The 15,208-nt window shown below is 74.3% G+C and carries 13 protein-coding genes; 1 reads left to right on the top strand and 12 read right to left on the bottom strand.

The features are described 5' to 3' along the window. The 8 genes from ACYQ8L_RS16550 to ACYQ8L_RS16515 all read right to left on the bottom strand — a co-directional run. The coding region (locus ACYQ8L_RS16550; protein WP_459942919.1) for a type II toxin-antitoxin system HicA family toxin at positions 1-139 on the bottom strand (139 nt) is incomplete at its 3' end. Between the two features lie 9 nt (positions 140-148). After that, positions 149-358, bottom strand: a complete 210-nt coding sequence (locus tag ACYQ8L_RS16545) for a type II toxin-antitoxin system HicB family antitoxin (RefSeq protein WP_459942918.1) — start codon at positions 356-358, stop codon at positions 149-151. 78 nt (positions 359-436) lie between these two features. After that, positions 437-1,477: a transglutaminase-like domain-containing protein gene (locus ACYQ8L_RS16540; protein WP_459942917.1), complete on the bottom strand. Its 1,041-nt coding sequence runs from the start codon at positions 1,475-1,477 to the stop codon at positions 437-439. A 148-nt stretch (positions 1,478-1,625) separates the two neighbouring features. Next, positions 1,626-2,249 carry a hypothetical protein gene (locus ACYQ8L_RS16535; protein WP_459942916.1) on the bottom strand — a complete coding sequence of 208 codons (624 nt, stop codon included), beginning with the start codon at positions 2,247-2,249 and terminating at the stop codon, positions 1,626-1,628. A 6-nt stretch (positions 2,250-2,255) separates the two neighbouring features. Then, positions 2,256-3,260, bottom strand: coding sequence for a carboxypeptidase-like regulatory domain-containing protein (locus ACYQ8L_RS16530; RefSeq protein ID WP_459942915.1), 1,005 nt, complete (start codon positions 3,258-3,260; stop codon positions 2,256-2,258). 95 nt (positions 3,261-3,355) lie between these two features. Then, positions 3,356-6,913: an exodeoxyribonuclease V subunit beta gene (gene recB / locus ACYQ8L_RS16525; protein ID WP_459942914.1), complete on the bottom strand. Its 3,558-nt coding sequence runs from the start codon at positions 6,911-6,913 to the stop codon at positions 3,356-3,358. Then, positions 6,913-10,134 carry an exodeoxyribonuclease V subunit gamma gene (gene recC / locus ACYQ8L_RS16520; protein WP_459942913.1) on the bottom strand — a complete coding sequence of 1,074 codons (3,222 nt, stop codon included), beginning with the start codon at positions 10,132-10,134 and terminating at the stop codon, positions 6,913-6,915. Before recC ends, recB begins: the two co-directional genes overlap by 1 nt. Continuing rightward, complete coding sequence (locus ACYQ8L_RS16515) at positions 10,131-10,391, bottom strand: putative signal transducing protein (RefSeq protein ID WP_459942912.1); 261 nt, start codon at positions 10,389-10,391, stop codon at positions 10,131-10,133. Before ACYQ8L_RS16515 ends, recC begins: the two co-directional genes overlap by 4 nt. A gap of 81 nt (positions 10,392-10,472) precedes the next feature. On the opposite strand from ACYQ8L_RS16515, the gene ACYQ8L_RS16510 reads away from it, so the two are divergent. Then, the gene (locus ACYQ8L_RS16510) at positions 10,473-10,895 is read left to right on the top strand and encodes a hypothetical protein (RefSeq protein ID WP_459942911.1); all 423 of its coding nucleotides are present in this window, start codon (positions 10,473-10,475) and stop codon (positions 10,893-10,895) included. 151 nt (positions 10,896-11,046) lie between these two features. Here the strand turns inward: ACYQ8L_RS16510 and argC are convergent, their stop codons facing one another. From argC to lpxK, 4 genes are all read right to left on the bottom strand, one after another. Beyond that, entirely contained in the window at positions 11,047-12,078 is a 1,032-nt protein-coding gene (argC, locus tag ACYQ8L_RS16505; RefSeq protein WP_459942910.1) for an N-acetyl-gamma-glutamyl-phosphate reductase, read from the bottom strand. 36 nt (positions 12,079-12,114) lie between these two features. Continuing rightward, positions 12,115-13,323: a M20 metallopeptidase family protein gene (locus ACYQ8L_RS16500; RefSeq protein WP_459942909.1), complete on the bottom strand. Its 1,209-nt coding sequence runs from the start codon at positions 13,321-13,323 to the stop codon at positions 12,115-12,117. Further along, positions 13,320-13,769 (bottom strand): PaaI family thioesterase, encoded by a 450-nt coding sequence (locus ACYQ8L_RS16495; RefSeq protein WP_459942908.1) that lies wholly within the window; start codon positions 13,767-13,769, stop codon positions 13,320-13,322. Before ACYQ8L_RS16495 ends, ACYQ8L_RS16500 begins: the two co-directional genes overlap by 4 nt. Before the next feature lie 93 nt (positions 13,770-13,862). Further along, positions 13,863-14,984 (bottom strand): tetraacyldisaccharide 4'-kinase, encoded by a 1,122-nt coding sequence (lpxK, locus tag ACYQ8L_RS16490; protein WP_459942907.1) that lies wholly within the window; start codon positions 14,982-14,984, stop codon positions 13,863-13,865. Positions 14,985-15,208: the final 224 nt, after the last annotated feature.

The raw sequence follows: 15,208 nt of genomic DNA, 5'->3' as shown, positions 1-15,208 counted from the left end.
TGTGGAACGGAACCGTCGTCACCCGCCCGTCCGAATGGCGGAACTGCTTGTGGGAGCCTCGCTGGCGGACCTCCACAAACCCCAGTCTTCGTAGGATGGCGACGACCTCCAACGGGGATAGGACGGGCAACTGGCCCATGGGTGCCGATCAGGCCACGACGACGTTCTGGGTGCCGACGAACTCGGCCTCCAGCTTGGGCTCGCCGTCCTCCAACAGCATTTCAATCACTTCCTGAAGATTGCGTGCCAACTCGTCGAGGGTTTCGCCCTGGGAATGGGCGCCCGGGAACCCCGGGACGTAGCCCACGTAAAGCCCCGTCTCCTTGCACCGCTCGACGACCGCCGTAAAGCGCCTCATATGCCGCCCTCCTCGCCGCCGTGGACGGCCTCTTTCGTAGCAACGTGTGCGTTGCCCGTCAAGCCGCACGCATTCCCCTCACCGCTCGTACCGGATCTCGTAGCGGAACCCCTTGGGGTCGAGCCAGTCCAGGGGGTTTCCGTCCACCTCGGCGTAGGGGTACATGAGGAAGTTCACCGGCCCGGCCTTCTGGGGAGGATTCAGGGTCAGGTCCCGGCCCACGGCGAGCTTGACCCGGTAGGGGTCGGCCCCGGCCCAGTAGAACTCCATCAGGTCGGCCGGCACCGGGTCGGTGCGGCCGAGGCCCCGCTTCAGCATCATCTTTCGCACGTCGGCCGGGTCCACGAGCACCCAGCCATACCCGGGCAGGTAGAACTCCGCCCAGCAGTGCTGCCAGGTGGTCACCTCCTGGCCGTCCTCCTTGCCGAGCCGGATCCCCAGCACGTGCCGGGCCGGCACCCCGGCGGCCCGGGCCAGGGCCACGAACACCGACGAGATGTCCCCGCATTTGCCGCCCGGGTCCTCGGCGAGGAGGCGGCACACGTCCCCGGCGCCGCACCCGCGGGTCTCGGGGTTCCGGTAGGTGTTGCGGCACACCCACTCGTACACGGCCCGGGCCTTCTCGAGCACCGTCGTCTTGCCGGCCACGATCTTCCGGGCCGTCTCCTCCACGATGCCGCCGGTGGAAACCAGCGTCGAGGGCCGGAGCCAGAGCTCGAAATCCTTCGGATTCCAGGGGGCGTCGGGGGCGTCCGCCGCGGGGAGATCCTTCTGGCGCACGGCCGTTCGCTCGACCCGGAACGAGAACCCCAGGCGCCGGCTCTTCGCCCCCGCCGGCCAAACGGCGTGGAGCATGGGGGTGGAGTAGGTCCGGTCGGTCACCACCTCGGCGTTGGCGTAGTCGCCCTCGATCCGGACGTCGGTCACCCACTGCCGGGCGTCCGACACCGGGTAGGGCACCCAGAGGTGGGTCTCCCCGGCCGGCTGGGCCGAGAGGTCGAAGCTCCACACCAGGCGGCCCGCGGCCGTCCCGGGCGCCTCGCCCGCCCCGGCCCAGGCTGCCCCGAGGCCCACCATCACCGCCGCCAAAACCGCCCCCCGGAACCCGCGCCTGCCCATGCTCGTCCCTCCGCGCAATGAGATTCGGTCTGCGTCCACCGTGCACGGAAAGGACTAGCATCCGGGGGCGGGCGAACACCAATCGGTTCTTCCGACGGGGGAAGGCGAAACCATGGGGAGAGGGAATGGGGGTGGAACTCGGGGGGTGTCAGGGCCCGTCGGCCGACTCGCGCCAGCGGCCCAGGAGGGTCTCGACCAGGGTTTCCAGGGCCTCGGCCCGGGTCCGGCCTTCGGCCGGCCCCAGGGATCCCGCCCCCTGGAACACGGTCCGGCCGTCGGCCGTGCGCACGCACCTGAGCCGCACGCCCACCCGCACCACCACGGACTCCTCGGGAGGAAGATCCACCCAGGCCCCGCCCGGGACCGGCGCGAGCACCCGGGGACGGGACCGCTCGGTTCGCTCCCAGTCCGTGAGGGCCGCATCGCAGGCGAGGTCCGCCGAGGCGGAGCGGCCGAGAGCCGGGAGATCCCCGGGCGCCCCGGGCCGGCTCAGGGCCACCGGCCGAAACCCGCTCGCTACGAACGCCCTTCGAACCGCCGGCTCGGCCTCGGCCCCTGTCCCCTTCCGCCCGGGTGCGTCGGCAACCGATGCGAGGGCCACCGAGGCCCTGCGGGGGAACGGCCCGTAGGCGTAGACCGACACCCGGGGCGTTTCGGCCGGGGGCCGGGCGGCCACGGCCGCGTGCGCGGTCCCGACCCCGGCGGCCACGAGGGCCGCCGTCCCGAGCGCCGCGAGCCGGCGCTCCCGACCGGAGCTAGGGTGCGGCGCCACCGGGCCTCAGTAGGAGCTCAACTCGGTCGCGGCGCCGGTGCCGTGGGCCCGCAGCCGGCTCTCCCAGGCCACGGCGCCCCCCTCCTCCACCAGTTGCATCTGGACCACCTTTCCCGGCACCGCGTCCACCCGCCACAGCCGCACCGCGTCGCCCGAGCCCATGGCGGCGAACTCCAGGAGATCGGCCCGGAACGTGCCGGCCGGCACCGTGACCGAGACGCTCCGCTGCTTCACCGACCCCTCGATCGACTCCGGGGTGAGCTCCACCGGCTCGTGGTACCACCCCTCGGCCACCGGCACCTCCTTCGGCTCGCCGCTGCCCACCTTCTGGCGCATCCGCCGCAGGCTCCCCCGGTCGGGGCTGAACAGCACCTCCAGCACGAGGTCCTCCTCGGGGTTCTCCCCGGTGAGCTTGATCTGCCACCACTCCTGGCCGTTGGGAAGCCGGGTCAGGAACGCCTTTCGCAGGACCAGGGGCTCCTCATCGCCGCCGTAGCGCATCTCCCACTCGGTCCACTGGCCGGGCGCGTGCGCCCCCAGGTCCATGCTGTACCCGTAGGCCGCGAACATCGACTGGAACAGCACCGGGTAGAGCTGGGCGCCCATGAGGCCCCCGAAAAACCCGCCCCCGCCCCCCACCACGATGCCGGCCCCGACCTCCACGGGTTTCCCCAGCCGGGCCACCAGGGTCTTGCCCCGGTTCATCGGCATGCTCACGGATAGCGTCGTCGGCGCCCGGCCCTCGGCGGCCACCGTGATCGTGTGGACGCCGAGGGTGCCGAATTTGAGGGTGGCGAGGCCCTCAGCGTCGGTGACGGTCTGCTGGCCGTCGGAGGCCTCCACCCGGGCCCCGGCGAGGGGCCGGTCGGCCTCGTCCACCGCCTTCACCGTCACGGAGAGAAACGGGATCTTGAGCAGCGTGTCCGTGGTGCCCCCGCACCCCGCCACGGCCACCACGCAGAGAACCCAGAGCCCCACCACCCACCCCACGGGAACATCGCGGCGAGCCATGTTGCGACCTCCTCTTCCGGCGGGAGTCCCATGGGCCCTCTGTACCGCGCCGCGCCGCCTTGTCAAGCCGGCTTGCAGGGCCCGCCCCACCCCCCCTACCCCTCCCCGACCGGTCCCAGGCACGCCACGAGGCGCTCCAGGCGGGCGGGCGGGATGGGGTCGGTGAAGACGCCCTGGCCCGGGCGGGCGGGGTCGAGGCCCCGGAGGAACACGTAGTGCACGCCGCCGAGGTGGCGGGCCGGGTCGTAGCCCGGGAGCCGGGCCCGGAGGTGCAGGTGCAGGGCCACCGCGTAGAGGTGGTACTGGAGCACATAGTGGTCCCGGGCCATGGCCGCGGTCAGGGCGTCGGGGCCGTAGTCGGCGGGCCGGGGGCCCAGGTGGTTCGTCTTCCAGTCCACCAGGTGGTAGCGCTCCCCCACCCGCACCACGAGGTCCATGACGCCCCGGAGGAACCCCCGCACCGGGGAGAACTGGAGCCGGCCCAGGGCCGCCTCGAGGGCCGGGCCGAAGCGCTCGGCGAGATCCGGGGTCCCGAGGGCCCGGGCGAGATCCCGGGCCGTCAGCGCCGCGTCGCGGCCCGGCCGCAGGGGAAACGTGAACGCCACCTCGTGGAGCCGGTCGTGGGGCGGCACCTGGCGAAACGGCACCCCGTCGAAGGCGAGCTCCCCCACCCGATCGAGCACCCGGGCCACGGCCGGGGCCCACTCGGGCCCAAACCCGTGGGCCCGGAGGAGCCGGGCGGCGAAGACCTGGCGCTCGGCCGGGGAGGCACCGGCCTCGTCCCAGCGCTCCAGCATCTCGTGGAGGCAGAGCCCCGTGCGGGCGCCCCGGGGGAACCCCAGGAACTCCCCGTCACCCTCCCCCTCGGGCTCCTCGGCCGGCTCGGCCCAGTCGTAATCGGCCTCCTCGGCCTCGGCCCCGGAGGCCAGAGCGGTGAAGCTCGTGACCCGCCAGTCGGCCCGGATCGTGCCCCCGAACTCCAGGGCCCGGAGCTCCTCGGGTGCCGCGGCCTCGGGCCGGAGCCGGGGCGGATCGGCGAACCCGGGCTCCTCCACGGCGGCGCCGGGCCCCTCCACCCGGCCCAGGGCCGCCCGAAGCTCGGCGTCGTCGGGCTTGCGCTCGGCCAGACGCCCCACCGGGTCGTCGCCCTCGGCCCCGCCCAGCAAGAGGTATCCCGGCGGGGTCCGGCCGACGTCCCGGAACCCGCCCCAGGCGAAAACCACCCGGTTCTTGGCCCGGGTCAGGGCCACGTAGAAGAGCCGCAGCTCCTCGGAGAGGCCCTCGGCCCGGGCCCGGGGGAGGTTCGCCTCGATCTCGGTCGGATCGAAGGTCAGCACCATCGCGCCGTCGTCGGCGTGATAGAGAAGCCCGCGCTCCCCGTCGATGTCGGGGGTGGCGAGCGACGCAAAGGGCACCAGGACCACCGGGAACTCCAGGCCCTTCGACCGGTGCACCGTGAGGATCTTCACGGCCCGCTCGTCGCTTTCGAGCCGCAGTTCGTGGGCCTCGTCATTTGCCCCCCGCCCGCCCAGCCGGTCCTCGAGCCAGCGCACGAGGCCGGCCGGCCCGGCTCCGCCCTGGCGGGCGGCGGCGTCGAGCACCTCGCCCAAGTGCACCACGTTCGTAACCCGGCGCTCGCCGTCGGCGAACCGAAGGAGGTGCTCCCGCACCCGGGCCCGGCCCAGGAGGTCCCGGTAGGCCGCCAGGAACCCCCGGTCGTGCCACAGGCCGTGCCACTCCCGGAACCGCTCGAGCCACCCGGCCCAGGCGGCCTCGTCCTCCAGAACCCGGTGGAGCCCCGCCGCGTCGAACCCGAACCAGTCCAGGGCCAGGGCCGCACGCACGAGCCCCTCGTTCCCCCCCTCGGCCAGGGCCCGCACCACGGTCAACGCCTCGGCGGCCTCCCGGGTCTCGAACAGGCTCCGGGTGGTATAGAGAACCCCCGGCACCCCGGCCCGCCGGAGGGCCTCCTGCACGGCCTCGGCCTGGCGGTTCGACCGCACCAGGATCGCGAGGTCGCCGGCCCCGAGATCCCGATCGCCGATCTTGGCCCGGCCGGAGCGGCCGAGGTCCAGGAGCCGCACCACCTCGGCGGCCACGGCCCGGGGCAGGTGTTCTTCGGCCCAGCCCTTATTGATGACGCCGCCCCGGCCCGTGCGCTCCTCGGTGCGGGGCACGAACCAGACCCGCAGCGCGGGCTCGGCCCGGCCGTCCAGGGTGAGCCGGGGCTTTTCCCGGGGGGCGGGCCGAACCTCGGGAAACCCGATGTCGGGCAGCAGAAACGGCCGGTCCACGGCGAACACCCGGCCCACGGCCTCGAGGAACTCGGGCTCGGAGCGCCAGTTGAACCCCAGGGTGTGGCGGTTCTCGGCCTCGCGGGCCGCCCGGAGGTAGGCGAACACGTCCGCCCCCCGGAACCCGTAGATGGCCTGCTTCGGGTCGCCGATCAGGTACAGGGTGCCGCCGCCGAACACCCGGGAGAAGATCTCGTACTGGAGCGGATCGGTGTCCTGGAACTCGTCGATCAGGGCCGCCCCGTAGCGCTCCCGTAGCGCGGCCGCGAGCGCCTCGCCCCCCGGCCCGTTAAGGCCCCGGTGGACCCGCACGAGGAGATCCGAGAAGAAGAGGACATCGTTTCGCACCTTCTCCCGGTCGAGGGTCTCGAGCACCGCGGCCAGGGCCCCGGGCAGAAACGCGCGGCGGAACCGGGCGATCCCGTCGGCCAGGGCGCCCGCGGCGGCGAGCGCCGGGTGGGCCGGGGGCTCGGCCCCGGGCTTGGTGCCCTCGGCGAGCTTCCCCGGCGAAAGCTGGTCCAGGGCCCCCAGGAACCCGGCCCCGAACGTCCCGGACCCGACCGCCCGGGTGAGCTCGTCGCACACGGCCCCGAGGAACTCGGGCCGCCACTCCTTCCTCCTTCGGTTCAGGGCGGGGGAGGTGGCGAGGAACTCCCGGACCTCCTCGGCCCGGGCCCTCCAGGCCTCCTCGAACGCCTCCAGCGCCTCCCCCACCGACCGGATCAGGGTCGCGAGGTCACCCGGGGTGACCCGGGGCCGGAGCTCCAAGGCCGGGTGGGCGAGGAGCGGGGTCAAGGTCCGCCGGAGCTCGGAAGGCCCCAGGCCCTTCCGGGCGAGGTCCGCGGCCAGGATCGGGGGGGCCGAGACGGCGAAGCGCCTCCACACGTCCCGCACGGCCTCGGCCACCACGGCCTCAGGGTCGGGCACCACCTCCGGGTCCAGCGGCCCAGCGCTCTCGAACCCCAGGTCCTGGAGCACCCGCTGGCAGAACCCGTGGATCGTGTGGATCGGAGCCCGGTCGAACTCGGCCAGGGCCAGGGTCAGGTCGTCCCGGGCCCGGGCCGGGTCCGGCACGGCCTGGAGGAGGTGCCGGAGCAGGTCGTCGCCGCCGGCATCCCCGGTCTCGAAGGCCCGCAGCGCCCCGGCCAGCCGGTCCCGGATCCGGCCCCGCAGCTCCTCGGTGGCCGCCACCGTGAAGGTGACCACCAAGATCCGGTCCACGGGGAGGTGCCGCTCCACCACGAGCCGGAGCACCAGGCCGGCGAGCGCGTAGGTCTTGCCCGTGCCGGCGCTGGCCTCGATGAGATGGGTGCCGGTGAGGCTCTCCGGCGCGGTGAGATCGAAGCGCCCGGGGGTCATCACAGCTCCTCCGCCACGGCGAACGTGGGCCCGAACACCGCCTCGGCCGTCTCCGCGAAACCCGGCACGAAGGGCCCCCCGTCGCCGAAGCAGTGGAGAAGCGCCGGGTCCCGGCACTCCCCCGGGGCGAACTCCGACCCGATCCAAGCCGACCGGGCCCTGGCGAGGGCCTCGCGCTCCCCCTTCCCCTTGCCATACCGGGTCTCCCCGTAGCCCCAGGAGGTCTCGGGGGCAAACGGGAGCGGCTGGCGAAGCCCCCGTTCGTAGAGTTCCAGGAGACCGGCCAGGAGTCCCAAGGGGTCGTCCACCGCGCCGAAGGCCCAGCCCTTGGCGTCCTTGCCCACCACCCGGGTTACGGGGTCCACCCCCGGGGGGGCGAGGGCGCACAGGGCCAGGTGTCCCACCCAGGCCCGCACCCGGTCCTTGCCCTTGGGCGCGGCCGGCCGAAACAGCACGAGCCCGCCGGGTCGCACGCCCCCGAGGGCCACCCGCAGCCGGAAGCGGCCCAGCTCGAGCTCCCGGGGTTCCACCTCCACCGGCGGCTCGGCCGCGAAGGCCCCGGCCGCCTCCCAGACCCCCCGGGCCAGGCCCTCCGCGTCGGAAAACGCCACCGCACCGGCCTCCCCCGGGGGCAGCCGGCCCTGGGCCCGGGCGAACTCCAGGGCCCCGTCCACCGCTTCGCCCGCGGCCAGGAGGTCAAGGATCTCCTCGGCCAGGCCGTAGCGGGACAGGGCATCGGGCTCCAGGGGTTCGGCCTCCTCGATCCCCTCGGCCGGCCCCTCGAGCCGCACCCCCAACCGGACCCGCAGGAAGTAGGCGGCCGGGTTCCGGAAGAACCGCTCCAGGTCCTGGAGGGTGAGGGTCCGCAGTTCCTCCGGGGGCTCGGGGAGCGGCCGGGGGGCCCACGGGCCCCGCTCCTCCCGCTCGGCCGCCGCGGCGAGCCGCCGGGCCGTGTCGGCGTCGGCCCGGGAGTAGCTTCCTGGGTCCGCCCCGGGCCGGAAGTAGGCCGGGCTGAAGGGGTGGAGCCGGTGGCGCACCCGCACCCGCTCTGAGGGCGGCGGGGTGTCCTCGGGCACGGCGAAGGTCCGGTCCAGGGCGTCGAGGAACTCGCTCACCAGCACCGAGGGGGGGATCTCGGCGTTGTCCCGGGCGCTCTGGCCCGTGTAGCTGAGGTACAGGTGCTCCCGGGCCGAGAGGAGCGCCTCCAGGAAGAGGTACCGGTCCTCGTGCCGGAGCGACCGGTCGCCCCGCCGGGGCTCCCGGGCGATGCCGTCGAACCCCGGCGGCCGGTCGGTGCGGGGGAAGGCCCCGTCGTTGAGGCCCACGAGGCAGACCACCCGAAACGGCACGCTTCGCATGGGCAGAAGGGCGCACACCGTGACCCCGCCCGACAGGAACCCGCCCTCGGCCCGGACCCGGCCCAGGGCCGAGGCCAGGTGCTCGGCCACTGCCTCGAAGGCCACCTCGGGCCCGTCGCCGGCGTCGGCGAGCCGGGCCAGGGCCCGGCGGAGCTCCCCGGCCTCCCGCTCCTCGGCCCCCTCCGCCCGGAAAAACCGGTCGAACCACGCCGCCAGGTCCGCGGCCCAGGCCGGCGGCGGGCGGGGCCGGCCGAGGTCGTCGGCCAGGGCAAAGAGCGCCCGGCAAAACCGCACGAGCCCCTCCAGGGCCGCGGCGTCCCCGCCGCCCTCCACGTCGGGGAACGGGTGGACCCCCCGCCAGAGCTCCCGCCCCGGGGCCATGGCCCGGCCGAGCACCAACCGGTCGAGCCCGAACCGCCAGGAATGCTCCCCGTAGGTCCCGAGGCCCAGGGCCTCGCGGTGGGCGGCGTCGCGGCCCCACCGGACGCCGGCCTCGGCCACCCAGGTGCGCACCCGCTCCACGGCCTCGCCGTCCCACCCGAACCGCCGCCGGATCCCCTGCCACTCCAGGAGGTCCAGAACCTCGGGGGCCCGGAGCCGGCCCCGGGCCACCTCCAGAAGCCGCAGGAACCCGGCCGCCGGCCCGCCCCCGGCCGGGCCGGCCCGGTCCGACAGGGTGTGGGGGATCGTGGGCTCTTCGTCCCCGCCCCGGAACACGGCTGAGAGGAGGGGGCCGTAGGTTTCGAGGTCGGGGGTCATGACCACCACGTCCTCGGGGCGCAGATCGGGCCGGGCCTCGAACAGGGCCAGGAGGTGGTCCCGCAGGGCCTCGGCCTCCCGCAGGGGGCCGTGGCACGAGGCCACCCGGATCGAGTCGTCCCCCGGCCAGGGGAGGCGGTCCCCCGGTTCCCGGTCGACGAGGTCGAGCACGTCGGCCTGGAGCCGGCCCAGGGCGGTGGAGGCGTCGGGGGGCTCGTACCGGTCGTCCTCCACCGGCTCGGCCCGGTCCCACAGGAGCTCCAGGAACTCCCGGCCGGCCCGGCCCAGGGTGGCCAGGAGCCGATTTCCCACCGTGAGGTACTCGCGCACCTCCGGGGCGTTCCGGGCCCTTCGGGCCCTCTCGGCCGGGGACACGATGTCGGCCCACCACTCCCGGCAGGGGTCGAGCACGAACACCGCGACGGGCCGGTACCGGGCCACGGCGGCCAGGACCTCCACGTAGAAGGGGGGAAGCGCCGACAGCCCGAACACCACCACCCGGTGGGGCAGCCGCTCGGCGGTGTCGCCGTCGAGGGCGGCCAGGAACCGCGCCCTCCGGCGGGCCCGGTGGTCGCCGCCGATCCGTTCCACCAGCGCCCGCCAGGCCTCGGCCTGCCACCCGAGCCCCTCGGGGCCGGCATCGCCGGCCTCCCAGGCGAGCACCCAGTCGGGCCGGTACACGGTGTAGCGGTCGTAGAGGTCGGCGAGCCGGGAGGCGAACCGGTAGGTGCGGCCGGGCCGGTCCTCGGCCTCGAGGAACCGGCGCACCGGCCCGAAGGAAGGCCGTTCGAGGAGGTCGGGGAGCACCTCGAGCACCCGCCACACGAGAAGGTCCGGGTCCCAGGGCCGCCGGGGGTCGGCCGGGCCCAGGACGGAATCGAACCACTCGTCCACGGCCGCGGCCGGAAACGGGAACCGGGCGTTCATCCACACCCCGAACCGCTCGGCCAGCCGCTGGGAGAGCCAGCGCTCGAGCCCCCGGTTCTGGACCACGACCACCTCGGCGGCCAGGGGATCGGGCAGGGGCTCGGCCAGGAGCTCCGCCAGGGCCTCCACGAGCCGCTCCATCCGGTTCGAGCGCACGAGCCGCAGCCCCGGGTTCATTCCCGCCACTCCTCCTGCACCAGGGCCCCGGGGCGCAGGTACCCGTCCTGGGCCGCCTGCCGCAGGATCCGCCGGGCATCCTCGGCCCGGTCGGCCGGCACCTCGATGCGCTTTTCCCCCAGCGGCCCGATGGACACGGGGTACGGGGTGACCCCCATGTCCCGCACCCGCACCGCGAGGCCGGCCGAGGCGAGAAGCTCCGTGACCGCCGAGGCCTCCACCGCATCCAAGGCCACGTACACCTCGGCCCAGCTCACGGCTTGAGGTCCGTCGGGGAGTGTGCTACCAAGGCTCCGGCCGCCCGCGGGGCGGCGGGATCCGCATCCGGGAGGAGTGCCATGACGACGCGTCGCGGTTTCATCTGGCTCCTTTGCCTTCTAGCCCTGCCGCTTCTCACCGCCATGGGCGGCGGGGGCGCCGGGCCGGTTTCCGACACGATCCCCCGGCCCAAGGAAAACCACCGGGCCGAGCTGGTGGACCGCCAAGGGGTGGTGACCCGGGTGGAGCTCCTGGCCTGCAACGGGAAGACGTTTCTCCCCCTGGAGCGGGGCGAGGGCACCCTGATGGTGCCGTTTGCCAAGATCCGAAAGGTGACCCTGGGGGAGGAGAACGGCTCCCGGCTCGCGGCCCGGGTGGAGGTGGAGGGCGCCGACGCCCTGGAGGGTCGGCTCGCCCGGACGCTGCTGTTCACCGGGGTCACCGACTACGGCAACTACCGCATCGAGGCCCGGGGCCTGGCGGAGATCCGGATGGTCCGATAAAGGCCGGGAAGCTGGGAGGCTAGGAGGCTGGGAAGCCCGGAACCCCATTCCTCCCCAGCTTTGCGGACCGATCCGGGCCGCGGGAGCGGCTTCCCCCTCGGCGGCGCCCGGGGGAGTGACTGCCCTCCGGCCCCTGCCTTCTGTCCCCCGCTTACGGGAACAGCGCCTCCCGGGGCAGCCCCAGGGTCTCGTCCCACCCCATCATGCGGTTTAGGTTCTGCACGGCCTGGCCGCTCGCCCCCTTCACCAGGTTGTCGATCACGCTCACGATCACGAGCCGCCCCGCGCCGTGGTCGGCCACGGCCATGGCGCAGGCGTTCGTGCCCCGCACATCGGCCGTGCTGGGCCACCGGCCCTCGTCCAGGACCCGCACGAACGGCGCCCCCCGGTAGAACGCCCGCCACACCTCCCGCACCCGGGCCGCGTCGGCCCCGTCGGCCGGCAGGGCGTAGATCGTCGAAAGGATGCCCCGATCCATGGGCACGAGGTGGGGAGTGAACACCACCGGCACCTCGCACCCGGCCGCGAGCTCGAGCTCCTTTCGGATCTCGGGCTCGTGGCGGTGGGCGGCCACCTTGTAGGCCTTGAACCCCTCGTTCACCTCGCAGAACAGGCTCCCCTGGCTCGGCTCGCGGCCCGCCCCGCTCACCCCCGACTTGGAATCGGCTACGATGCCCTCGGGCCGGATGACGCCCTCGAGAAGAAGCGGCACCAGGGGCAGGAGCACGCTGGTGGGGTAGCACCCGGGATTGCCCACGAGCCGCGCCCGCTCCACGGCGGCGCCGTGGACCTCGGTGAGCCCGTACACGGCCTCGGCCAGGAGCTCGGGGCAGGCGTGGGGGCCGTAGTGGGCCTCGTACAGGGTGGGGTCAGCGAACCGGAAGTCGGCCGAGAGGTCGATGACCTTCAGGCCGGCCTCCAGGAGGGCCTTGACCACCGGCATGCTCGCCTTGTGGGGGAGCGCCGTGAACCACACCTCGGCCCGATCGAAGAGGTCGGGCTCCTCGTGGGAGACGAAGGTGAGGTCCAGGTGGCCCAGGCTGGGGAAGCAGTCCCCCAGGGGCCGGCCCGCATACTTGCGCGACGTGATCGCGGTGATCCGGACCTCGGGGTGGCGACACAGGAGCCGCACGAGCTCGGCCCCGGTGTACCCGCTTGCGCCGATGATGCCGACGTCGGTCATGGCACTCCTCGGAAGACTGCGGTCTACGGTCTGCGGTTACCCGGAGGGGTTCTCCCGGGCGCACGGCTCCAGCAGCGCCCGGGCGGCCGCGAGCAGCGCCGCCGTGCCCACGGGCAGGCAGCCCTCGTCCAGGTCGAACCGGGGGCTGTGGAGGGGCTCGGCCCGGGAGGGGTCGGCCGCCGCCCCGAGCTGGAGGTAGCACCCCGGCACCCGCTCCAGCACGAACCCCATGTCCTCGGCCCCCATGGTGCGCTGGGCCGGCCGCACGGCCTCCTCGCCCAGAAGCGCCACAAGGGCCTCCCGGACCCGCCCGGTGGCGGCCGGGTCGTTGCGGGTGACCGGATACCCCTCGCCCCGCTCCACCTCGAACCCGCCGCCGTGGGCCGCGGCCACGCCCCGGCCGACCCGCTCCACGCCGGCAAGAAGCTTCTCCCGCACGGCCGGGTCGAAGGCCCGCACGGTGGCCAGGAGCTCCGCCTCGTCGGGCACGATGTTCTCGGCCGTGCCGGCCCGGATCGCCCCCACGGTGAGCACGGCCGGTTCCAGGGGGTCGATGCCCCGGCTCACCAGGGTCTGGAGGCCGAGCACGGCCTCGGCCGCCATGACGACCGGGTCCACGGTAAGGTGGGGCAGGGCCCCGTGGCCGCCCCGGCCCCGGAACACTAGCCGGATCCGGTCCATGCTGGCCATCACGGGCCCGGGGGAGACGCCGACCGTGCCCGTGGGGAGCCCGGGCCAGACGTGGAGGGCCAGGGCCCCGTCCGCGGGGTGGCGGTCCAGGAGCCCCTCCTCGAGCATCCGGCGGCCCCCGCCGCCCCCCTCCTCCGCGGGCTGGAACACGAGCACCGCCCGGCCCGGGAGCTCCACCTCGCCCGAGGCGAGACAGTCGGCCGCGGCGAGGAGCATGGCCGCGTGGGCGTCGTGGCCGCAGGCGTGCATGAGGCCCGGGTGCTCCGAGGCGAAGGGAAGCCCCGTGGCCTCCTCAATCCGCAGGGCGTCGAGATCGGCCCGCAGGAGCACGGCCCGGGCCCCCTCGCCCCAGACCGCCACGCCCCCGGTGCCCCCGGGGAACCGCTCGAACGGAAGGCCCCGGTCCCGCAGGAACGCCTCGACGAACCCCGTGGTCCTCTCCTCCCGATATCCGGGCTCCGGGATACGGTGGAGGGCCCGCCGAAGCTCCACCAGGAGGCCGGCCCGGGCCGCGGCGGCCCGCCCCACGTCGCCGAGAAGCGGGATCGGGTTCATGCGTGGGGCGTGCGCAGGAACACCATCTCGGTGACCCGGAGGATTTCCAGGTCGTCCTGCTTCACCTCCACCACCACCCGGGCGATCCGGCCCTGGGTGTCCACCACGTGGGCCGAGGCCACGGTGTCCCGGGAGGGATCGGCGCCCTTCACGAAATGAATCTCGCAGTTCAGGGGGAGCCCCACGAACCCCAGGGTGTTGGCCGCGGCCGCCATGACCTGCTCGGCCAGGGCGAACAGGGCTCCGGTGTGGGCGAACCCGAGGAAGTTGGGGAGGAGGTCCCCCGCCGGTAGCCGGGCCCGGGCCCGGCCGGGCTCCAGGCTCTCGTAGGCGATGCCCAAGGCCTGGGCCAGGGGGGAACCCTCCAGGGCCGTGCGCAGGGCGTCGAGGTCCTCGGCGGCGATCGCCTCGAGCACGGGTTCGGGGAACGCGAGTTTCGCGGTCATGCCCACCTCCTTCGGCCGGGGTCGGAAACGAAACGAGGCCCCATGATGCCCCGGCCGGTCGGCGGCCGCAAGATCTGGCTCCGCACTCCGCCCTCAGGCGCCGGGGGGATCCCCCGCCGCGGCCGCGATCCGTTCGAGTTCCGCAACCAGCGGCCCCGGGTCGGCCACTCGCAGTTCGATGGCGAGGGCCAGGGTCGGGGCGTCGCAGGGGATCGGCCCCCCGAGCCGCACCCCGTCCTTTTCGGTGGTTACCAGGGCCTCGGCGTTCACGAGCTTCGCCCAGCGGGCGAGCTGCTCCCTGTCACCGTCGGTGTAGGCGTGATGGTCGGGGAACGGCACGGCCTCCACCACCCGAAGGCCCAGGGCCTCCAGGTCCCGGAAAAACGCCTCGGGCTTTCCGATGCCGGCGAAGGCGAGCACCTTCTTCCCCCGGAGGGCCTCGAGGGGGAGGGGTTCGCCGCCGCCAAGGGGCACCCAGGAGGCCGGCTCGTGGGCGGTGGCGAGCACCGGGGCCTCGGGGGCGTACCGGGACACGAGGGCCCGGGCCCGCTCGATCCGGTCCGGGGGTACCCCTTTGGTCCGCGTGAGGAGCACCACGTCGGCGTCGGCCAGGGCCCGGGGCGGCTCCCGCAGGAGCCCCCGGGGGAGGCACCAGCCGTTCCCGAAGGGGTTTTGGACGTCCACCGTGACGAGGTCGAGGTGGCGCCGGAGCCGAAGGTGCTGAAACCCGTCGTCCAACACGAGCACCCGGGCCCCCAGCTCCACGGCCTTTCGGGCGGTGAGCCGCCGGTCGGGGCCCACGACCACCGGCACCCCCGGGAGCCGCCGGGCCAGGAGCACCGGCTCGTCCCCGGCCTCCCGCCAGCCGGCCACCCGGCCCCGGCCGTCGGACACCACGGTCACCGGCCCCGCGGCCTCGCCCCCGTACCCGCGGCTCAGGACCGCAGGCCGGATCCCGCGTTCCAGGAACCACCGGCACACCCACTCCACGCAGGGGGTTTTGCCCGTGCCCCCGACGGCCACGTTCCCGACCGAGACCACCGGGACGCCGGGGTCGGCCGACGGCAGGACACCCCGGCGGTACCCCCACCGCCGGGCCGCCTGGACCTGGGCGTAGAACCACCCGGCCACGGCCAGGGGCGCCAGAAGGAGTTTGGAGCCCAAACCCAGGGCGGGTCGGGAGAGGATATCTTTGATCCAGAAGTAGAGGGACACGGTGGTTGTTCCGCTGGAAAGCTAGAAAGCTGGGAGGCCGGGAGGCCTCGGTTTCGCCATCGCCGATCGCGGCGCCCCCTCTCCGGGAGGGGTCGCCGGCCGCACCGCGCCGGGGTACCGACACCAACGGAAGCCTTGTCAGGTTCCCGTCGTTGCTACGGAAACCCGCGGGTGGGGGGCTGGTGGAGAACCGGGTGCGGCCCCTTACCTCGCCGCGCCATCAC

This window comes from Deferrisoma palaeochoriense, from assembly GCF_054656955.1.
This window is presented reverse-complemented; position numbering and strand designations above follow the sequence as displayed.